20 protein-coding genes and 1 pseudogene are annotated in these 20654 nt (G+C 67.6%); 19 read left to right on the forward strand and 2 right to left on the reverse strand.

The window, feature by feature from the left end; genetic code table 11:
- The first annotated feature begins 40 nt into the window (after positions 1 to 40).
- Complete coding sequence (locus QF050_RS04245; protein ID WP_308929306.1) at positions 41 to 1129, forward strand: ATP-dependent DNA ligase; 1089 nt, start codon at positions 41 to 43, stop codon at positions 1127 to 1129.
- A gap of 105 nt (positions 1130 to 1234) precedes the next feature.
- On the opposite strand, the gene QF050_RS04250 is transcribed toward QF050_RS04245, so the two are convergent.
- Positions 1235 to 2554 (reverse strand): MFS transporter, encoded by a 1320-nt coding sequence (locus QF050_RS04250; protein WP_308929307.1) that lies wholly within the window; start codon positions 2552 to 2554, stop codon positions 1235 to 1237.
- 232 nt (positions 2555 to 2786) lie between these two features.
- On the opposite strand from QF050_RS04250, the gene QF050_RS04255 reads away from it, so the two are divergent.
- From QF050_RS04255 to QF050_RS04335, 17 genes and pseudogenes are all read left to right on the forward strand, one after another.
- The gene (locus QF050_RS04255) at positions 2787 to 3656 is read left to right on the forward strand and encodes an IclR family transcriptional regulator (RefSeq protein ID WP_308929308.1); all 870 of its coding nucleotides are present in this window, start codon (positions 2787 to 2789) and stop codon (positions 3654 to 3656) included.
- Between the two features lie 165 nt (positions 3657 to 3821).
- Entirely contained in the window at positions 3822 to 4703 is an 882-nt protein-coding gene (locus tag QF050_RS04260; RefSeq protein ID WP_308929309.1) for a shikimate dehydrogenase, read from the forward strand.
- Positions 4703 to 6571, forward strand: a complete 1869-nt coding sequence (locus QF050_RS04265; RefSeq protein WP_308929310.1) for a TIM barrel protein — start codon at positions 4703 to 4705, stop codon at positions 6569 to 6571. Before QF050_RS04260 ends, QF050_RS04265 begins: the two co-directional genes overlap by 1 nt.
- Positions 6572 to 6624: 53 nt before the next feature.
- Positions 6625 to 7497 (forward strand): protocatechuate 3,4-dioxygenase subunit beta, encoded by an 873-nt coding sequence (gene pcaH, locus QF050_RS04270; RefSeq protein WP_308929311.1) that lies wholly within the window; start codon positions 6625 to 6627, stop codon positions 7495 to 7497.
- Positions 7498 to 7499: 2 nt separating this feature from the next.
- Positions 7500 to 8057, forward strand: coding sequence for a protocatechuate 3,4-dioxygenase subunit alpha (gene pcaG / locus QF050_RS04275; RefSeq protein ID WP_308929312.1), 558 nt, complete (start codon positions 7500 to 7502; stop codon positions 8055 to 8057).
- A 20-nt stretch (positions 8058 to 8077) separates the two neighbouring features.
- Complete coding sequence (locus QF050_RS04280) at positions 8078 to 9529, forward strand: lyase family protein (RefSeq protein ID WP_308932096.1); 1452 nt, start codon at positions 8078 to 8080, stop codon at positions 9527 to 9529.
- On the forward strand, positions 9522 to 10340 hold the full coding sequence (locus tag QF050_RS04285; protein WP_308929313.1) for an alpha/beta fold hydrolase: 819 nt from the start codon (positions 9522 to 9524) through the stop codon (positions 10338 to 10340). Before QF050_RS04280 ends, QF050_RS04285 begins: the two co-directional genes overlap by 8 nt.
- Positions 10337 to 10762: a 4-carboxymuconolactone decarboxylase gene (gene pcaC, locus QF050_RS04290; protein ID WP_308929314.1), complete on the forward strand. Its 426-nt coding sequence runs from the start codon at positions 10337 to 10339 to the stop codon at positions 10760 to 10762. The genes QF050_RS04285 and pcaC overlap by 4 nt, the downstream gene beginning before the upstream one ends.
- On the forward strand, positions 10759 to 11961 hold the full coding sequence (locus QF050_RS04295) for a thiolase family protein (protein WP_308929315.1): 1203 nt from the start codon (positions 10759 to 10761) through the stop codon (positions 11959 to 11961). Before pcaC ends, QF050_RS04295 begins: the two co-directional genes overlap by 4 nt.
- A gap of 3 nt (positions 11962 to 11964) precedes the next feature.
- A complete protein-coding gene (locus QF050_RS04300) occupies positions 11965 to 12666 on the forward strand; it encodes a 3-oxoacid CoA-transferase subunit A (RefSeq protein WP_308929316.1) in 702 nt (233 codons plus the stop codon).
- Positions 12667 to 12668: 2 nt separating this feature from the next.
- A complete protein-coding gene (locus QF050_RS04305; RefSeq protein ID WP_308929317.1) occupies positions 12669 to 13343 on the forward strand; it encodes a 3-oxoacid CoA-transferase subunit B in 675 nt (224 codons plus the stop codon).
- 24 nt (positions 13344 to 13367) lie between these two features.
- Positions 13368 to 14180 (forward strand): IclR family transcriptional regulator C-terminal domain-containing protein, encoded by an 813-nt coding sequence (locus tag QF050_RS04310; protein WP_308929318.1) that lies wholly within the window; start codon positions 13368 to 13370, stop codon positions 14178 to 14180.
- 110 nt (positions 14181 to 14290) lie between these two features.
- Complete coding sequence (locus tag QF050_RS04315; RefSeq protein ID WP_308929319.1) at positions 14291 to 15820, forward strand: HlyD family efflux transporter periplasmic adaptor subunit; 1530 nt, start codon at positions 14291 to 14293, stop codon at positions 15818 to 15820.
- Positions 15817 to 16542 carry an ABC transporter ATP-binding protein gene (locus QF050_RS04320; RefSeq protein WP_308929320.1) on the forward strand — a complete coding sequence of 242 codons (726 nt, stop codon included), beginning with the start codon at positions 15817 to 15819 and terminating at the stop codon, positions 16540 to 16542. Before QF050_RS04315 ends, QF050_RS04320 begins: the two co-directional genes overlap by 4 nt.
- A gap of 50 nt (positions 16543 to 16592) precedes the next feature.
- Positions 16593 to 16691, forward strand: a pseudogene (locus QF050_RS04325) (hypothetical protein); the annotation flags it as partial.
- A gap of 148 nt (positions 16692 to 16839) precedes the next feature.
- Positions 16840 to 17781, forward strand: coding sequence for an ABC transporter permease (locus QF050_RS04330; protein WP_374121558.1), 942 nt, complete (start codon positions 16840 to 16842; stop codon positions 17779 to 17781).
- A gap of 7 nt (positions 17782 to 17788) precedes the next feature.
- Positions 17789 to 18223 (forward strand): hypothetical protein, encoded by a 435-nt coding sequence (locus QF050_RS04335; protein ID WP_308929322.1) that lies wholly within the window; start codon positions 17789 to 17791, stop codon positions 18221 to 18223.
- A gap of 85 nt (positions 18224 to 18308) precedes the next feature.
- On the opposite strand, the gene QF050_RS04340 is transcribed toward QF050_RS04335, so the two are convergent.
- The gene (locus QF050_RS04340) at positions 18309 to 19646 is read right to left on the reverse strand and encodes an MFS transporter (protein ID WP_308929323.1); all 1338 of its coding nucleotides are present in this window, start codon (positions 19644 to 19646) and stop codon (positions 18309 to 18311) included.
- 136 nt (positions 19647 to 19782) lie between these two features.
- Between QF050_RS04340 and QF050_RS04345 the strand changes: the two genes are divergently transcribed.
- A complete protein-coding gene (locus QF050_RS04345; protein ID WP_308929324.1) occupies positions 19783 to 20622 on the forward strand; it encodes a shikimate dehydrogenase in 840 nt (279 codons plus the stop codon).
- Positions 20623 to 20654: the final 32 nt, after the last annotated feature.

The following is a 20654-nucleotide window of genomic DNA, read 5'->3' on the forward strand; positions in this document are numbered from 1 at the left end:
CCCTACCGTCCCGGGCCCCGGACGGGCAAGAATGAGCGCTATGGAACTTCCCGTGATGCCGCCCGTCCCGCCCATGCTCGCCAAGGCCGTCAGCGGCATCGACGGCATTCCGGCAGGCGGGGACCTCAGCTATGAGCCAAAATGGGACGGCTTCCGGTCCATCATCTTCCGGGACGGGGAGGACCTGGAGATCGGCAGCCGCAATGAAAAACCCATGACCCGCTACTTCCCGGAGCTGGTGGCCGCCCTGAAGGAGAACCTGCCGCCGCGCTGCGTGGTGGACGGCGAGATCATCCTGGTGGGCGCCTCCGGAGACCGGCTCGATTTCGATACCCTGCAGCAGCGCATCCACCCCGCGGCCAGCCGGGTGAAGCTGCTGGCCCAGCAGACGCCCGCGTCATTCGTGGCCTTCGACCTCCTGGCCCTGGGCGATGAGGACTACACCGACAGGCCGTTCTCGGAGCGGCGGGCAGCACTGGAGAAGGCGCTCGCGGGCAGCAGCGCCCCCGTCCACCTGACGGCGGCCACCACGGACAAGGACACCGCCGCTCAGTGGTTTGAACAGTTCGAGGGAGCGGGGCTGGACGGCATCGTGGCCAAGCGCCTGGAGGGCCGGTACGAACCGGACAAGCGGGTGATGTTCAAGGTCAAGCACGAGCGGACCGCTGACTGCGTGGTAGCCGGCTACCGGCTCCACAAAAGCGGGCCCGACGCCATTGGTTCCCTGCTGCTGGGCCTGTACAAGGAGGACGGCGGCCTTGCCAGCGTGGGCGTGATCGGCGCGTTCCCGATGAAGCGCCGCAAGGAATTGTTCGAGGAGCTCCAGCCGCTGGTGACGGACTTCGACCATCACCCGTGGGCCTGGGCCAAGCAGGAGGAGGGCGAGCGGACACCGCGGAACGCCGAGGGCAGCCGGTGGAGCGCCGGCAAGGATCTGTCCTTCATTCCGCTGCGGCCCGAACTCGTGGTGGAAGTCCGCTACGACCACATGGAGGGCGAGAGGTTCCGCCACACCGCCCAGTTCAACCGCTGGCGGCCGGACCGGGAACCGGAATCCTGCACCTACGCCCAGCTCGAGGAGCCAGTGAACTTCGACCTTGCCTCGGTTTTGGAGACGGCCCGGCCGTAGGGACCGCTGCCGAAGCAGCCCATCTTACGCAAAGGAAAGCCCGCCATTTGGGGGAATGGCGGGCTTTCCGGCTCTAAAACCGGGCTGGTTCGACGCTTCCGCTGCCTACTTCAGGCCGAGCATTTTGGTGGGTGTCCGGAAGGTCTCCTTGGCAGTGAGTGCCGAGATGGCTGCAATGGCGCAGATGATGCCGGTGAAGATGGTGATCTGCACCCAGCCGCCCGGCTGGATGCCGCCCATTGCTGCGACGATGGCCGGTGCGAAGCCTGCCATCAGGAAGCCGAGCTGGGTGCCGATGGCCAGGCCGGAGAAGCGGACCTTGGTGCTGAACATCTCGGCGTAGAAGGAGGGCCAGACCGCATTGGCAGCCGCATAGCCGCCGGAGAAGTAGCCGATGGCGGCCAGGAACATGAGCGGAATGCTGCCGGACTCCAGGCTGAGCAGGAACACGGGGGTGAGGATCGCGCTGGCCACGGCGCCGTAGATGAAGACGGGCTTGCGGCCGATCTTGTCTGCGAGCCTGCCGAAGAGCGGCTGGGTGCCCAGGGCCACCAGGTTTGCGCCAACGACGAGCCACAGGGTGGTGGTGCCGTCAACTCCAGCGACCGTCTTGGCGTAACTGATGGCCAGCGTGCCGAACACGGTGGAAACGGCGGCGATGAACGCGCAGCAGATTACGCGGAGGACGTCGCGCCAGTGGCCCCTGAGCAGGTCCGCGACGGGCAGTTTCGCGATCTGGGCGGTCTTGCGGGCTTCCTCGAAGGCGGGCGGCTCGTGCAGGGTGCGCCGGATCAGGAACGCAACAATGACCACGACGGCGCTGAGCCAGAACGGGATACGCCAGCCAATGCCGTACTTGATCTCGTCCGGCAGGGCGAGCACGGGAATGAAAACCAGGGCTGCGAGGATCTGGCCGCCCTGGGTGCCCGTGAGGGTCCAGGAGGTGAAGAAGGAGCGGCGGTTGTCCGGGGCGTGCTCAAGCGTCATGGAGGAGGCGCCGGCTTGCTCGCCTGCGGCTGAGAGGCCCTGGCAGAGGCGGGCCAGCACCAGCAGGACCGGAGCCCACCAACCCACGGTGTGGAAATCGGGCAGGCAGCCGATCACGAACGTGGAGGCGCCCATCAGCAACAACGTAAACATCAGGACCTTGCGGCGGCCCACCCGGTCACCGAAATGGCCCAGGATGACGGCGCCCACCGGCCGGGCCACGTAGGCGAAGCCGAACGTCGCGAAGGACATGATCGCCGCGTTGGTGTCGGCATCGGGGAAGAAGACCTTGGGGAAGATCAGTGCGGCTGCGGAGCCAAAGATGAAGAAGTCGTAGTACTCGACGGCGCTGCCGAGGAAGCTGGCAAGGGCTGCCTTCTTGGGCGTCCCGCCGGAGGTGAGGGCACCCGCCCCGGCGGACGGAAGTGTCTGGCTCATGGTGTTCCTTTGGTGTGACGACATTGTCGCGGATGGATCTGGAGGTCGCAGCCGCCGCTGCCTTGGTGCGGGCGGGCGCGATGCGGCTGGAGTCCGGAAAAAGACCCGGCATTTGTAGCCACATGGTGGGAGCTACTTTTGCGATATAGAAACTATGGCTGTGAGGGCAGTCACTTGTCAAGAAAATACTCACGATCTAGAAATAGCTCTCACATTGTGGCAACATCTTTCTATGAGTGTGAACCAAACCACAGTGGCCGACGACGAATCCACTGGTTCCGGCCAGGCCGTCCCGGCCCCAGTCGATGCCCTGCCCCCCGAACCCAAGGCGTCCGCCAAACCCGCCGAGCGCCCGGACATGGTGGGCAAGGCCCTCAGCCTGCTGGTCCTGCTGGGTGATGAACCCCGCGGTGCCAGTGCGGCGGAAATCTCCCGGCGGGCGGAGCTGCCCTTCAGCACTACGTACAGGCTGCTGGGATCGCTGGCGCGCGACGGTTTCGTTGATTACGAGCCGGAGGGCCGCCGCTACCACCTGGGCCTGCGGATCTTCCAGCTGGGCCAGCGGGTCTCCAACCATCACGGCTTCGCCGGCACGTCCCTGCCCATCCTGCGGCGGGTGACCGAGCGGACGGGGGAGGCCACTATCCTCAGCGTCCGCGACGGCCTCCACCACCTCACGGTAAGCAAGGTGGACGGCCCGCAGATCTTCCGGGTCACCAGTGACCCCGGCCACCTGGGCTCGCTCTCCACCACTGCCGTGGGGAAAGCCTTGGTGGCTTTCGCCGAAGACGCGGAGCGGGAGCGGCTGCTCTCGGAGCTTCCGCTGGAGGCCCTCACCGGGCGTTCCATCACGGACCGTGACGCCTTCCGCAAGGAGATCGAAGAAGTGCGCCGCCGTGGCTATGCGGTCATGGACGAAGAGAATGAGGCCGGCATGCGCGCTGTGGCCGTCCCGCTGCTCAACAGCCAGGGGCACGCCTTTGCCTCGCTGGCCACGGCCGTCCCGGTCTTCCGCCTCAGCCTCGAGGAGCTGGAGGCACACGTTCCGGTCTTGCAGGAAGCGGCCGCCGAGCTCGCGGACCGCCTTCCGCAGCGCGGGTGACCACCTCCGGACGCCCCGAAAACCGGGCCAAGAGATAAATTATGTTCGCATCTCGAACTAGAGTGCGCACAGTGAACAAATGCTGTACTGTAATCCCTATCACCGGACAAGCCGCTCCCCGCGTGGACGCAGCCCTTCGGTGCCGTTACCAAAGGAGCTGCACGGATGAGTAATCGAACTGAGTCCTACCTCGTGGGACTGGTCGGAGACGGCGTCATGCCATCGCTCACCCCGCCCATGCACGAGCGCGAAGGGGACATGCAGGGCCTGCGCTACCTCTACCGGCCCATCGACCTCCTCGAACTGGGCCTGTCCGGCGAATCCGTCGGCACTCTCCTGCAGGGCGCACGTACCCTGGGTTTCAACGGGCTGAACATCACCCACCCCTGCAAGCAGCTCGTCCTGGAACACCTGGACGAGATCTCCCCGGACGCCCGCCGCCTGGGCGCCGTGAACACGGTGGTCATCCGGGACGGCCGATTCATCGGGCACAACACCGATTTCTCCGGCTTCGCCGCCGCCCTGGCTTCCGGCCTCCCCGGGGCGCGCCTGGACCGCGTGGTCCAGCTGGGCGCCGGCGGCGCCGGATCCGCCGTCGCGTACGCGTTGCTCACCGCCGGGGTCCGCCACCTGGACCTGGTGGATATGGACGCCGCCCGAGGTGCTGCCCGGGCCGCCGAGCTGCAGGGCTTCTTCCCGGACAGCACCATCACGGCAGGCACGCCGGCGGACCTGCCGCGCCTGATGCCGCTGGCCGCCGGGCTGGTGCACTGCACCCCCGTGGGGATGGCCGCCCACCCCGGCCTGCCGCTGGACCTGGACCTGCTGGAGCAGCGCCACTGGGTGGCGGACATCGTCTACCGTCCCATCGAGACCGAACTGGTCCGCGGGGCCCGCGCCAAGGGCTGCGAGGTCCTGGACGGCGGGCGGATGGCCGTGGGGCAGGCAGCGGACGCCTTCCGGATCTTCACCGGCCAGGACGCTGACCCCGACCGGATGCGCGCACACTTCCTGGAGCTCGTGGCCGCCGAGGAGGTGGCGGCCTGATGCGCACGGGAATCGCCACCGTCTGCCTGTCCGGCACACTGAAGGAAAAGATGCAGGCCTGCGCGATCGCCGGGTTCGATGGCATCGAGATCTTCGAGCAGGACCTGGTCACCTCGCCCCTCAGCCCCGAGGACGTGCGGAAGATGGCCGCTGACCTGGGCCTTGGCCTGGACCTGTACCAGCCGTTCAGGGACTTCGACGGCGTCACCCCGGACATGCTCAAGGCCAACCTCCGGCGCGCCGAAGCGAAGTTCAAGCTCATGGGCCGCCTGGGGATGGACACCATCCTGGTGTGCTCCAACGTTGCCACCGCAACCATCGACGACGACGGCCTGCGCGCCGAACAGCTCGCGGAGCTGGCGCAACTGGCCGGGGACCACGGCGTCAAAGTGGCGTACGAGGCACTCGCATGGGGCAAGTACGTCAACGACTACGAGCACGCCTACCGGCTGGTGGAGGCCGTGGACCACCCCAACCTGGGGACCTGCCTGGACTCCTTCCACATCCTCTCCCGGGACTGGGACACGGCTCCGATCGAAACCATCAACCCGGAAAAGATCTTCTTCGTCCAGGTGGCCGACGCCCCCAAGCTCTCCATGGACGTGCTGTCCTGGAGCCGCCACTACCGGGTGTTCCCGGGCGAAGGCCAGTTCGAGCTGGCAAAGTTCATGGGCCACGTGGTCCGTGCCGGCTACACCGGTCCGGTGTCCCTGGAGGTCTTCAACGACGTCTTCCGGCAGTCAGACGTGGACCGCACGGCCGTTGACGCCATGCGGTCCCTGATCTGGCTGGAGGAACAGAGCGCCAACTGGCTTGCGGACGCCCCCGCAGCCGGTGCCGCTGCCGGCGGTGGTGCGCTCCGCCGTCGTTATCCCATGGAACTGGCCACGCTGCCCAAGGTCAACGAGCCCGCGGGCTTCAACTTCGCCGAGGTCAAGGCGGACGATACCGCGCAGGTCGAGAAACTCCTCGGCCAGCTCGGCTTCACGTTCGAAGGCCGGCACCGCACCAAGGACGTCCAGCTGTGGACCATGGGCCAGGCCCGCGTGATCATCAACGAACAGGCAGCCTCGCACGCCGAGCCGGCCATCGCCGCCCTGGGGTTCGACGTCGATTCCCCCGTGATTGCCTCGGCCCGGGCCCAGCAGCTCAAGGCCCCCGTGGTGGCCCGCAAGGTGCAGGCCGACGAGGAAGTCTTCCAGGGCATCTCCGCCCCGGACTCCACCGAGATCTTCCTCTGCCAGGGGAGCCCGGACGGCACCGCCGCGTGGACCCACGAGTTCGGCGACAGCCTCGAACACCCTTCCGCAGGCGCCCGGGCGGTGATTGACCACGTCAACCTGGCCCAGCCGTGGCAGCACTTCGACGAGGCCGTGCTTTTTTACACCAGCGCCCTGGCCTTGGAGCCCCAGCCGTTCGCCGAGGTGCCCAGCCCCAGCGGACTGGTGCGCTCGCAGGTCATGCAGACCTCCAACGGCGCGGTGCGGCTGGTACTGAACCTCGCTCCGGTGCAGCAGGCACACGGCCAGAAGACGTACCAGGAACATATCGCCTTTGCCGTGGAGGACCTCGTGGCCACGGCCCGCGCCGCCCGGGACAAGGGCCTGGAATTCCTGCGGATCCCCGCCAACTACTACGAGGACCTGGACGCCCGGTTCGATCTTGAGCCCGGGTTCCTGGCCACGCTGCAGGAGCTCAACTTGCTCTTCGACCGGGACGCGGACGGGGAGTTCCTGCACTTCTACACCGCCACCGTGGGCAGCGTGTTCTTCGAAATGGTGGAACGCCGCGGCCGCTACGACGGTTACGGCGCCCCCAACGCTCCGGTGCGCCACGCGGTGCAGTACGACTTCCTGCACCGCACCTGAGCCAACCCGGACCACAGACACCACAAACCCAACAGATGAGAAAGGAGCCAGCCGTGCCGGAAGACATCACCACAGAGCTGGAGTCGGAGGAACTCGTGCCCCCGGCCGAACCGAAGGCTGCCCACCAGCCACTGGACAAGGCCATCGAATCGCAGGCGGACCTCAGTGCAGAGATCAGCGCCATCGGCGAGGCGTACCAGCGGGCCCTCAAGGACGGCGGTCTCCCGGAGACCCAGCCGCGGCTGGACTACCCGCCATACCGCAGCAGCATCCTGCGCCACCCCACCAAGAGCCTGCAGCACGCGGACCCCGAAACCATCGAGCTGTACTCGCCGGCGTTCGGGCACCAGGACGTGCACGCGCTGGAATCGGACCTGACCATCCAGCACAACGGCGAACCGCTCGGTGAACGGATCATCGTCTCCGGCAAGGTCCTGGACGGCGACGGCCGCCCCGTGGCGGGACAGTTGGTGGAGATCTGGCAGGCCAACGCCTCCGGCCGCTACATCCACAAGCGCGACCAGCACCCCGCGCCGATCGACCCCAATTTCACGGGTATTGGCCGCTGCATCACCGGCCCCGACGGCTCGTACCGGTTCATCACGATCAAGCCCGGCGCCTACCCCTGGAAGAACCACCTGAACGCCTGGCGGCCGGCGCACATCCACTTCTCGCTGTTTGGCACCGAGTTCACCCAGCGCATCATCACCCAGATGTACTTCCCCGGCGACCAGCTCTTCCCGCTGGACCCGATCTACCAGACCATCGTGGACCAGGACGCGCGTGACCGGCTGGTGGCCACCTACGACCACAGCCTCACCGAGCCCGAGTGGGCGCTGGGCTACAACTGGGACATCGTCCTGACCGGTTCCAAACGGACCTGGACCGAGAATGAAGCGTTCGGCACAGAAGGCGACGAGGAGTAGAGATGAGCACCAAGCTGGTACCCACCCCCGGCCAGACCGTCGGCCCGTTCTACGGCTATGCCCTCCCGTTCGAGAAGGACAATGAGCTCCTGGCCCCCGGCTCGCCCGGATCCATCCGCCTGCAGGGCACGGTCTACGACGGAGCCGGCCACACCATCCCGGACGCCATCCTGGAAATCTGGCAGCCGGACGCCGGGGGCAACGTCGTCCAGCGCACCGGTTCGCTGGTCCGCGACGGCTACACGTTCACCGGCTGGGGCCGCGGCGCCGTGGGCAACTCCGGCGTCTTCACGTTCACCACGGTCAACCCCGGCCCCACCAAGCCGGGCTCGGCCCCGTTCATCTCCGTGGCGCTCTTCGCCCGCGGCCTCACCAACCGCCTGTTCACCCGTATCTACCTGCCGGAGGACACCGGGGCACTGGCCAACGACCCCCTGCTCAGCTCGCTGGACCCCGAGCGCCGCAAGACGCTGATTGCCCGCCGCGACGCAGACGGCGGCCTCACCTGGGACATCCGCCTCCAGGGCGAGGGCGAGACGGTCTTCCTGGACTTCCAGTGACCAACGCCGCCCTGGGAGACATGCGCGGCTTCGCGGAAGAGGCCGACGCCGGCCTGCTCAGTCCCGTTTCAGCCTCACCCCTGGTGGCGGCGCTGACGGGGGACCGGGCAGTGCTGGCGGCGATCCTCGCCATCGAATCCGGCTGGGCCGCCGTCCTGGAAAAGGCCGGCCTCGCACCTGCCGGTTCGGCCGCCGTCGTCGCATCCGCCGCTGAGGCGGGGCGTTATGACCTCGCCGACATCGCGCTGCGCGCCCAGGGCGGCGGCAACCCGGTGATTCCGCTGCTGGCCGACCTCCGGAAGCAGGTGGCGGCACTCGACACCGCCGGGGTTGGCGCCGGAAAGGCCGTCCATACCTCCCTGACCAGCCAGGACGTGCTGGACACCGCCCTGATGCTGCTTGCCCGGAATACCGTGCACGCCGTACTGGCTGACCTGCACGGCACCGCAGCGGCGCTCGCGGCCGTGGCGGAGCAGCATGCGGACACGCTGTGCGTGGGCAGGAGCCTGACACAGCATTCGCTCCCGTACACCTTCGGGCTCCGGGCGGCGCAGTGGTTCCACGGCGTGGCGGCGGCAGGCCGGCAGTTGGCGGCCCTGGAGTTCCCCGTGCAGTTCGGCGGCGCGGCAGGAACGCTGGCCGCCGGAACCGTGCTGACGGCCGGTACGCACGCCACACCTTTCAGCCTGGCCGACGCCCTGGCAGTCCAGCTTGGGTTGGCTCCGGCGCCGGCTCCCTGGCACACCAACCGGCTGGCCATCACCTCGCTGGGCAACGCCCTGGCCGCCGTGCTGGACGCCTACGGCAAGATCTCCGCGGACGTCCTGTTCCTCAGCCGCCCCGAAGTGGGGGAAGTGGCAGAGCCCCGTGCGGCCGGGCGCGGGGTCTCCTCCGCCATGCCGCAAAAACAGAACCCCGTGCTCTCCGTCCTGGTCCGCAGCGCCGCGCTGCAGGCACCCGGCCTGGCAGCCCAGCTGCACCTGGCCGCCGCCACCTTCAACGACGAACGCCCGGATGGGGCCTGGCACATTGAATGGCCAGCCCTGCGCCAGCTCCTGGCCCTCACCCTCGGCGCCGCCGGCCACTTCCGCGAACTCGCAGAAGGACTGCAGGTATTCCCGGCCGCCATGCGCCGCAACCTGGACCTCGCGGGCCCGCTGCTGCTGGCGGAGGGTGTCAATGCCGCCGTCGCGCCGCTGCTGGCGGAGAACGACGGCCGCAACGGCAAGCAGCAGCTGCAGGACGTGGTGGACCGGACCCTGCAGGTGGCTCCGGCCGAGCAGGCCACTACCTACCGGAAGCTGCTCCGCGACGCTGTCCCCGCCGCCGTCGTCCCCGACGCCCGGCTGGCGGAACTCCTGGACCCGGCCAGCTACCTGGGCCAATCGGTGGAAATCTCCCGCCGCATCCTGGCAGCCTTCCCTGAATTTGTTACCCGCACCCCCAACGCGAATGGAGCGTCCCGTGGCTAAACCGGCCGTGAAGGCAGCGCTGCTGTCACCCCAGCGTCCCCTGGGCGACCACCCCCTGCTGCTGGTGGGTCCGTCCCTGGGCACATCGTCCATCCTGTGGAACCGGGCCGCGTCCCTGCTCGGCAACGACTACGACGTGGTGGCCTGGGACCTGCCCGGGCACGGCGTCTCGCCCGCCGCCACCGAACCGTTCGACGTCGCAGCCCTCGCAGACGCCGTCGTGGACCTGGTGGACTCCATCGCCCCGGGCGAGGCCTTCCACTACGCCGGCGTTTCGCTCGGCGGCGCGGTGGGGCTGCAGCTGGGCATCAAGCACGGCGAACGGCTCAAGAGCCTCTCCGTGCAGAACAGCGGCGCAAAGATCGGCACCCCCGAAGCCTGGCTCGAGCGCGCCGAAACGGTCCGCACCCAGGGCACGCCCGTGATGATCCAGGGCTCCGCACAGAGGTGGTTCGCCCCGGGCTTCATGGACCGCGAACCCGAATTCAGCAGCCGGCTCCTGCACTCCCTGCGCGACGCCGACCGCTTCAGCTACGCCTTCTGCTGCGAGGCCCTTGCCGCCTTCGACGTCCGCAGTGAACTCGGCAGCATCAGCGTCCCCACCCAGGTCATCGCCGGGGCCCTGGACGGCGTGGCAACACCGGACATGGCGGAAGAAGTGGCAACCGGCATCACCGCCGGGGGCGGCACCGCCACCGCCGTGACCGTGGAGGGCATCTCGCACCTGGCTCCGGCGGAGGCGCCGGCCCACGTTGCGGACCTGATGCGCAGCCTGATCAGCTGGGCCGAATCGCGGGAGGCAGCCAAGTGAGCGGCGATGAGAGGCACGGCGTGGTCCAGCCCGGCGCCACCAGCCAGCAGATTTACGACGGCGGCATGGTGGTCCGGCGCGAAGTGCTGGGCGACGCGCACGTGGACCGGGCCAACGCCAACAAGGACGCGTTTACCGAGGACTTCCAGGACATGATCACCCGCATCGCGTGGGGTGGCATCTGGACCCGGCCCGGGCTGTCCCGGCAAATGCGTTCCGCGGTGACCATCACCGCCATGGTGGCGCACGGGCATTGGGAAGAACTCGCCATGCATATCCGCGCTGCCATCACCAACGGCCTGAGCAGGGACGAGATCAAGGAGATCCTGCTGCAGACCGCCATCTACTGCGGCGTCCCCTCCGCCAACACCGCCTTCAAAACTGCCCAGCAGGTCTTCAAAGAAATGGATGCACCTTCATGAACCAGGCTTTTGTGTACGACGCCGTGCGCACCCCGTTCGGTAAGTTCGGTTCCGGCCTTGCCGGGGTCCGTCCGGATGATCTTGCCGCGCACGTGATCAAGGAGTCCGTGAAACGCGCTCCCGGACTCGATGTTGAGCGGATTGATGAGGTGGTGTTCGGCAACGCGAACGGCGCGGGTGAGGAAAACCGGAACATCGCCCGGATGGGCACCCTGCTCGCCGGTTTGCCGGTGTCCATTCCGGGGACCACGGTAAACCGGCTGTGTGGTTCGTCTTTGGATGCGGCGATCATCGCGTCGCGCCAGATCAACGCCGGCGACGCCGAGCTGATGCTGGTGGGTGGGGCTGAGTCGATGTCGCGTGCGCCGTGGGTGCTGCCGAAGACGGAGAAGCCTTACCCGGCTGGGGATATGACGCTGGCGTCCACCACGCTGGGGTGGCGCCTGGTGAACAAGGCGATGCCGAAGGAGTGGACCATTTCCCTGGGCGAGGCCACGGAGCGGCTGCGGGAGAAGTACGGTGTGACCCGGGAGGCGCAGGACGAGTTCGCCGCCACCTCGCACAACCTTTCGGCCGCGGCCTGGGACGAGGGGTTCTATGACAACCTGGTCGCCCCGGTGCCCGGCACGGACCTGGTCCGGGACGAGGGCGTGCGCCCTGGTTCGTCGGCGGAGAAGCTCGCCGGCCTGAAGACCGTGTTCCGCGCGGAGAACGGAACCGTCACCGCCGGGAACGCGTCGCCGTTGTCCGACGGCGCCTCCGCGGCCTGGATCGGCTCCGAGGCCGCCGCCGGGCTGCTCGGGCTGGACCCGCTGGCCCGGATCGCCGGGCGCGGAGCGCACGCCAACGACCCGCAGTACTTCGGCTACGCCCCTGTGGAGGCGGCGAACAAGGCGCTCGCGAAGGCGGGCATCGGCTGGGACCAGGTGGGCGCCGTCGAACTCAACGAAGCCTTCGCCGCGCAATCCCTGGCCTGCATTAACGCCTGGGGCATCGACCCCGGAATTGTGAACGCCCATGGCGGAGCGATTGCCATGGGCCACCCCCTGGGAGCCTCCGGTACCCGGATCCTGGGCACCCTGGCCCGGTCCCTGCAGGCCTCCGGGGAACGCTGGGGCGTCGCGGCGATCTGCATCGGCGTGGGCCAGGGACTGGCCGTGGTGCTTGAAAACGTGACTGCTTCCAACGGAAAGGCTTAAGCCATGCTGAACTTTGTTGACTCGGTCCAGGAGGCCGTGGCCGGCATCAAGGACGGCTCCACCGTGATGATCGGCGGGTTCGGCAACGCCGGCCAGCCCTTCGAACTCATCGATGCACTGATGGACTGCGGCGCCACGGACCTGACCGTAGTGAACAACAACGCCGGCCAGGGCGACCAGGGCCTGGCCCTGCTCATCAAGGAAGGCCGGGTGAAGAAGATGATCTGCTCCTTCCCGCGGCAGTCCGATTCCTGGCACTTCGACGCCAAGTACAAGGCCGGGCAGATCGAACTGGAACTCGTCCCGCAGGGCAACCTCGCCGAACGGATCCGCGCCGCCGGAGCCGGGATCGGCGGGTTCTTCACCCCCACCGGCTACGGCACCATGCTCGCCGAGGGCAAGGAAACCCGCATCATCGACGGCCGCGGCCAGGTGTTCGAAACACCCATCCACGCCGATGTCGCCCTGATCAAGGCACTCAAGGCCGACGGCAAGGGCAACCTGGTCTACCGGAAGACCGCCCGGAACTTCGGGCCCATCATGGCAGCGGCCGCCAAGCACACCATCGTCCAAGTCTCCGAGATCGTCCCCACAGGCGCGCTGGACCCGGAAAACGTGGTCACGCCCGGAATCTACGTCAACACTGTTGTCCGCGTCCCCGCTTCAGACCGCAGCGCAACCGGCACTAGCGAAAAGGTGGCCTGACATTGACTACTGCAACATCACTCCAGACCTCCACCACACCCCTGGGCCGGGACGACCTCGCCCGCCTCGTGGCCAGGGACATCGCGCCGGGCTCGTTCGTGAACCTGGGGATCGGCCAGCCCACCCTGGTATCGAACTACCTCACCGAGGACCAGAACATCACCCTGCACACGGAGAACGGGATGCTCGGCATGGGCCCGGAAGCCACGGGCGACGACATTGACGAGGACCTCATCAACGCCGGCAAGATCCCCGTCACCGAACTCCCGGGTGCGTCCTACTTCCACCACGCGGACTCGTTCGCGATCATGCGCGGCGGGCACCTGGACATCTGCGTCCTGGGGGCCTTCCAGGTCTCCGCCACCGGAGACCTGGCCAACTGGCACACCGGCGCACCCGGTGCCATTCCCGCCGTCGGCGGTGCCATGGACCTCGCCACCGGCGCCAAGGACGTATTCGTCATGATGACCCTCCTCACCCGCGAAGGGGCCTCCAAGATCGTCGAGGCCTGCACTTACCCGGTTACCGGCGTCGGCTGCGTCACCCGCGTCTACACCGACAAAGGCGTCTTCCTCACCGGTCCCGACGGTGTCACCGTCCGCGAAACCTTCGGCTGCACCCTCGAAGAACTCCAGGAACTGGTCCCCGTCCCGCTGAAAGCCGCACCGGCCGCCTAAGGACGGCCCCTAAAATTGATAACCATGAGCGACGCCCTCCGCACAGACACCCAGGCCGCCCCGCAGGCCAGCGACCAGTACGTCCAGTCGCTGGCACGCGGCCTGGCGGTGATCCGCGCGTTCGATGCCGACCGTCCGGTGATGACCCTCACCGAGGTGGCGGCCCGCACCGGCCTCACCCGGGCCACAGCACGCCGGTTCCTGCACACCCTGGTGGAGCTGGGATACGTGCGGACCGACGGGAAGACGTTCGCGCTGACGGCCAAGGTGCTCCAGCTGGGATACGCGTACCTTTCGGGGCTGTCACTGCCGCAGCTGGCCCAGCCGCACCTTGAAGAACTCTCCTTGAAGCTGGGGGAGTCCACCTCCGCCGCCGTGCTGGACGGTACGGACATCGCCTATGTCGCGCGGGTGACCACCCGCCGCATCATGACCATCGGGATCACGGTGGGCACCCGCTTCCCGGCGTATGCGACGTCGATGGGCCGCGTGCTGCTGGCCCACCTGCCGGCGTCGGACCTCAAGGCGTACCTGGCGGCGGCGGAGGTCAAGCCGCTGACGCCGCGCGCCCTGGGCAGCGTCCCGGAACTGCTGGCCGTGCTGGAAACCGTCCGGGCGCAGGGCTGGTGCCTGCTGGACCAGGAGCTCGAGCTGGGCCTGATGTCCGTGGCCGCCCCGGTTTATGACGGTTCCAAGGTGGTCGCGGCGGTGAACGTGTCCCTGCAGGCGCAGTCCGTGGAAGCCAAACCGGACCGGGACGCCTACCTGGCCTCGGTGGCACAGGAAATCGTGGCGACGGCGAAACTCATTTCCGCCGACCTCACCGCCCGCGGGTAGGCCCGTTTGCGGGTGGGATGAACCGGGACGGGACGACACAAAAAGTCCCATTCGCCCTGCTCCCACCATTTTCACGGCGTATCTTCAGGTGCCCCTTTTAAGGTCCAGCCATGACCTCAAAATCCCTTGTTATCAACCTGGGCCTGGGCGCCGTCATTCTGGCCCTCGGCGCAGGCACCTACCTCACGGCCACGGCGGCTGGCTCCACCACCCCGTCAGCGGCCGTGCGCACGGTAACGGTGGGCAAGGCGGCTATCTCTTCAGTGGCCACAGCTTCGGGCAATGTCGCCCCGCAAACCACCACGGTGGTCAGCGCCCAGAACTGCAGCGGCGTGATCCAATCCGTGGCAGCAACACTGGGCCAGCAGGTGACTGCCGGGCAGTTGCTGGTGTCCATCGATCCCACCAATGCCCAGAATGCCCTGAACGCGGCCCAAGCCCAGCTGGATTCGGTGACGGCCCAGGCCAACCAGCAGCAGGCATCCGCCGCCGGGCAGGTGGCTACGGCAAACCAGTCCCTGGTGAACGCCCAGCAATCCGCCGGCCTGGACTCCTCCCAGCAGTCCGCTGCGGTGTCCGCGGCCCAGAAGGCAGTGGATGCCGATAATGCTGCCGTGACCGCCGCCCAGGCTGTGCCGGTCCCCAACCCGAAGCCTGCCAACTGGACGGACCCGGTGGCGGCTGCCCAGAACCAGTTGGCCAAGGACCAGGCCGCGCTGACTCAGGCGCAAAACCAGGCTGCGTCCACCCAGCTTAAGGACAAGCAGCAGGTTGCCTCCGCCACCACTGCCTTGGGCAACGCCCAGAACGCGGCAGCCTCGGCAGGGGGCACCAACGTCACCAGCGCCCAACTCGCCGTCGATACGGACAAGGCGAACCTCGCCGCCTGCAACCTGACCTCGCCGGTGGCAGGAACCGTCACGTCGGTGACCGCAACGGCCGGCGCGCTGACGGGATCCTCCTCGGGTTCCTCGGCAGCTTCGTCCGGTGCCACCGCCGGCGGTGGCACCGGGGCCGCCTCGTCCGCGTCCTCCGGGGCATCGTCGTCTGCCGCGGGAAGCTCCGGCAGCGGCCTGGTCACCATCAGCGACACCGGCCACCTGCAGGTGGTTGCCGGGTTCTCCGAGTCCGACGTCACCAGCATGAAGCCGGACCAGACGGCCCAGTTCACCTTTCCCGCACTGGCCCAGGATCCTGCCGCCGCGCCCGTCACCGGCAAGGTGGTCTCCATCGCCCAGACCTCGAGCACCACCAACGGCGTGGTCACCTATCCGGTGACGGTCTCCATCGCCAATCCGCCGGCCGGGCTGCGCCTGGGCCAGAGCGCCAACATTTCGGTCACCACCGCCACGGCCGACGACGCCCTGGTGGTGCCCAGCCTCGCTATCACCACCACGGGGAACCGGCAGACGGTCAACGTCCTCAAGGACGGTACCCCGACGCCGGTGACGGTCACCACGGGGATCAGCGCCAACGGGCGCACCCAGGTCCTGACTGGCCTTGCCGACGGGGACCAGGTGGAACTCCCTGCCATTTCCAGCACCCTGGACACCGGCAGCACCACCCCCGGCAGCGGATTCGGCGCCGGTGGACTTGGCGGCGCGGGCACCCGCGGCGGTACCCGGAACGGCGGCCAGTGACCGTGGCAGCCGTCATCGAACTCTCCGGTGTCAGCAAGGTCTACGGCAAGGGCGAGGCAGAGGTGCGCGCGCTGGACCATGTGGACATCGCGATCGAGCGGGGCGATTTCGTGGCCATCATCGGAGCGTCGGGGTCCGGGAAGTCCACCATGATGAACATCATCGGCTGCCTCGACGCGCCCAGCACCGGAAGTTACCGCCTGGACGGCATCAACACCCGGGAGTTGGACGAGTACCAGCAGGCACAGATCCGCAACCGCAAGATCGGCTTTGTGTTCCAGAACTTCAACCTGATCTCCAGGACCAGGGCGGTGGACAATGTGGCCATGCCCCTCGCCTACGCGAAAGTGGGGCGGCACGAGAGGCGCAGCCGCGCACTGGCCATGCTGGACACCGTGGGGTTGTCCAGCCGTGCAGGCCACAAGCCGTCGCAGCTGTCGGGCGGCCAGCAGCAGCGCGTGGCCATCGCCAGGGCTTTGGTGACCAACCCGGTGCTCCTGCTGGCCGATGAGCCCACGGGAGCGCTGGACTCGCGGTCCTCGGCCGAGATCCTGGACCTCTTCGGGAACCTGCACGCCAGCGGACGGACCATCGTGATGATCACGCACGAAATGGACGTCGCCGAGCGGGCCGGCCGGGTGGTGCGGATGCAGGACGGCAGGATCGTCTCCGATGTCCGGCAGCAGCCGGTGACCGCAAGAACTTTCGCGGTGGCGCCGTGAACCTCCTCGAATCGGCGCGGTTCGCCCTGTCCGGCGTGGCCGCCAACAAGATGCGTTCAGTACTCACCACGCTGGGGATCCTGATCGGCATTGCCGCTGTCATTATCCTGCTCGCGGTCGGGGCGGGGACCAGCAACAACATCAAAGCCCAGATCGGCAAGCTGGGCACCAACGTCCTCACCGTCAGCCGTTCCACCAGCGTGGGCGGACGCAGCACGGGGCGGCCAGGCCGGGGCAAGCCGCACCCGCAGCACCAACCTCACCCTCGACGACGAACATGCCCTCACGGATGCAGTCCTGGCCCCCGATGTGGCCCGGACGGCGCCGATCGTCCAGGCGCAGGGCGTCACCGCAACGTACACCAGCGCCACCCACTCCGTTGCGAGCTTCCTCGGGACCACATCCTCGTACTTCGATATCACCAACAGCACCATGGCGTCCGGGGCGTTCTTCACCGAAGCCGACCAGCAGGCAGGCAACCCGGTGGCAGTCATCGGAAACACGGTGGCCAGCGACCTCTTCGGCGCAGCCACCAGTTCCGCGGTGGGGCAGACCATCCAGCTGAACGGCCAGAACTTCACGGTGTCCGGCGTGCTCGCGGTCAAAGGATCTACCGGCCTGAACGATCCCGATGACATCGTGGTGGTGCCGTTCGCCGCCGCGCAGAATAAGTTCACCGGCTACGCGCCCACGCTGGCGTCGATCACGGTGCAGGCTGCCTCCGCGGACGTCATGAACCAGGCGCAAAACGAGATCCAGATGATCCTGGACGCCCGCCACCACGTCGACTCCACCAACCGGGACTACCAGGTCCGCAACCAGGCGCAGATTCTCACCACCGCCACCAACACCACCCAGACACTGACCATCCTGCTCGGGGCGGTGGCTGCCATCAGCCTCCTGGTCGGCGGGATCGGCGTTATGAACATCATGCTGGTCACCGTGACGGAACGGACCCGGGAGATCGGCATCAGGAAGGCCATCGGTGCGTCCCGGGGCAGCATCGTGACCCAGTTCCTGATCGAATCCCTGGTGATCTCGGTGATCGGCGGGGTGGCGGGGATCGCCGTCGGCTTTGCGGGCAGCGCGTTCCCCGTGCTCGGCGTCCAACCCGAGGTGCAGGCCTGGACAGTTTGGCTGTCCCTGGCGGTTTCGGCCGTCATTGGACTGGTTTTTGGGGTCTACCCCGCCAACAAGGCCGCGAAACTGCGGCCCATCGATGCCCTCCGCTATGAATAGGAAACCCGTGAACAGCTCCAGCCCCTACAGCCCCTACAGCCCGGACACCGCTGCCGTCACCGAAGCGCTGCCGGCTCCCGTTCCCCTGACGCCCCCCGGCGAGGACCACGGGCCCTTCCCGGACCAGCCGGCCGAGGTCCAGGCCAACGACGAGCCCTTTATTCCCAGGAAGCGGTACACGCCCGGCCGCACCACGAAGATCCTGGCCTGCGTCCTGCTGGTGGTGGCAGGGTTCTTCGGCGGCTCGATGGTGCAGAAGCAGCTTGACCTGGGCGCCCGGGGCGGGCGGACCAACGTGGGCAACTTCCAGGGAACCAATGGCCGCGCCGGGGCCGGAACCGGCAACAACCCAGGCACCCAAACGCCCGGCCAGGGACGCAGCGGCGGCAATAACGGCGCTACCGCCCCGGCCGCCGCGCCTACGGGCGCAGCCGGCCAGTAGGGCGTCCGGCAGCAGACAAGGGTGGGGCCGACGGCGGGAGGTGCGTCCCGTCGTCGGCCCCACCTTTGTCCGGGCGGCCCAGGCGCTACCTGACCGGGTTGCCGAGTTCCCGCAGCGGGGTCTTGGCGGTTTCACGGGCCCACCATGCACCCGCTACCGCCAGGATGGATGACGCCGCGACAATCCAGGCTGCCGGGCCCCAGTTGGCCTTCTCCGCACCTACCAGGGCGGTTCCCAGCAGTGGGGTGAAGCCGGCGCAGAGGATGCCGATCTGGAGCCCGATTGCCATGCCGGAGTAGCGGACCTTGACATTGAAGAGCTCGGAGAACCATGCCGGGTAGATCGCGTTGGACATGGCGTACGTTCCGGCGGTGATCAGGGTGCTGGTCAGGAAGATCATCGGGATGTTTCCGGTGGCGATCACGGAGAAGTAGACGAAGATCATGATGCCGGAGCCCAGGACCCCGATGATGAAGATCGGGCGGCGGCCGAACGAGTCCGACAGGCGGGCAGTCAGTGGCTGGGTGGCAATCGCCAGGACGTTGCCCACGATGCTGACCCACAGCATGGTGGACGCGGGAACGCCTACCGACACGGCGTAGGCCAGGCCGAACGACTGCATGAAGGTGTTGGTGACCGTCTCGAAGGACATCAGTGCCACCTGGAAGAACTGCGCGGGATGGGTCTGGAACATCTTGGCGAACGGCAGTTTCACCAGTTCGCCATGGTCCTGCTTTTCCTCGAAGACCTCTGGTTCCTCCAGCGAGCGGCGCACCAGGTACGCCACGATGAGCACCACGATGGAGAGCCAGAAAGGGATCCGCCAGCCCCACGCGAGCCGGTCTGCCTCGCTCATGGCGGCCACCGGCAGGAAGGCCAATGAGGCCAGGACGATCCCAAAGGAAATGCCGCTCATTGAGAAGCTGGCGAAGAAGCCGCGCCGGCCTTCGGGTGCTTCCTCGGTGGAGAGCGCCGAAGCGCCTGCTGTCTCGGCTCCCGCGGAAAGGCCCTGCATCAGGCGGAGCAGTACCAGCAGGGCAGGCGCCCAGTAGCCGGCGGCATTGAAGTCAGGCAGGGCGCCGATGAGGAACGTGGCGCTGCCCATGAGCACCAGGGTGAGCACCAGCGTGTTCTTGCGTCCGATCTTGTCACCCAGGTGGCCGAACACCACGGCGCCGAACGGCCTGGCGACGTAGGCGACGCCGAACGTTGCGAACGAGGCCAGCAGGGCGATGGTCGGGTCGCCCGATGGGAAGAAGATCTTCGAGAACACCAGCGACGCCGCGGTGGCGTAGATGAAGAAGTCGTAATACTCCAGGGCGCCGCCCAGGAAGGCGGCCAGCGCTGCCTTCCTGGCGCGCTTGAGGCGGCGTTGGGCGTCAGGTATGTACTGGGCCTGCGAGCCTGCTGCGATGTCTGTCATGGGATTTCCTTCCGCGCTGAAGGGAGCGTGAATTTCTTGATTTTGTGCGTATACCGAACATGTGTGCGATATGCGTTTGAATCGAGGATACTAGCGAGTGAGACCAATCACAATGGCACTGCGCGAAAGGTGCGTTATGAGGAATCCTTCTGTGGAGGCATCCCGCCTCATCCTGATCGGGTCGGCTGCATCCACGGCCATGTCTCCCGATCTGTGGAATCCCGTCCTGCAGGAACTGGGCACTGGCTGGACCTATGAACCCTGGGACGTCCCGGCGGGCGGCGACCTGGCCCGGACCCGCGGCAGGCTCCTGGAACCCGGGATCCTGGCGGCCAACATCACCATGCCGCACAAGCACTGGGCAGCTGAGGCCGCGGACCGCGTGACCGCCCCGGTCCGGCTGAGCGGCGCCTGCAACCTCCTGGTCAAGGAGGGCAGGGAACTGGCGGGGCACAACACCGACATCACTGCGGTGGAGGTGCTGCTGGACGGCGTCTCCCACCGGCATGCGCTGCTACTTGGGGCCGGCGGAGCGGCGCGGGCGGCACTGATCGCCCTGCGCGGAAACGTGGGTGCCGTCTCCATCACGGACCAGGACCCCCGGGCTTCCAAAGAGCTGATGGAGCTTGGCCTGGAACTTGGCATTGATACACGGACCGTCACATGGCTTGCGGCGCAGGACCTCGCCGGCGACGTATCCCTGGTGGTCAACGCCACCCCCATCGGAAAGGGCAGCTCGGACGGCCCCGCGTGGGGCAGCGGCCCGCTGGCGCCGGACGCCATGCTCTACGACTTCGTGTACGCCCGCCACACCACGGCAAGCGTGGCCCGGGCCCGCGGGATGGGGCTCCGGTACATCGACGGATGGGACCACCTCCGCGAGCAAGCCGTGGCCATGGTCCCGCTGCTGGGCCTGGACGGGCGGGCCCGCGGGCTGCTGCAGGAAACGCTCGGGCATCTCCGGAAGGCGTCCTGACAGCCGCCCCCGATATGATCGGACAGGCGCTG

This window comes from Arthrobacter sp. SLBN-112 (assembly GCF_030944625.1).
In the GTDB taxonomy this organism is placed as follows: Bacteria; Actinomycetota; Actinomycetes; order Actinomycetales; family Micrococcaceae; genus Arthrobacter.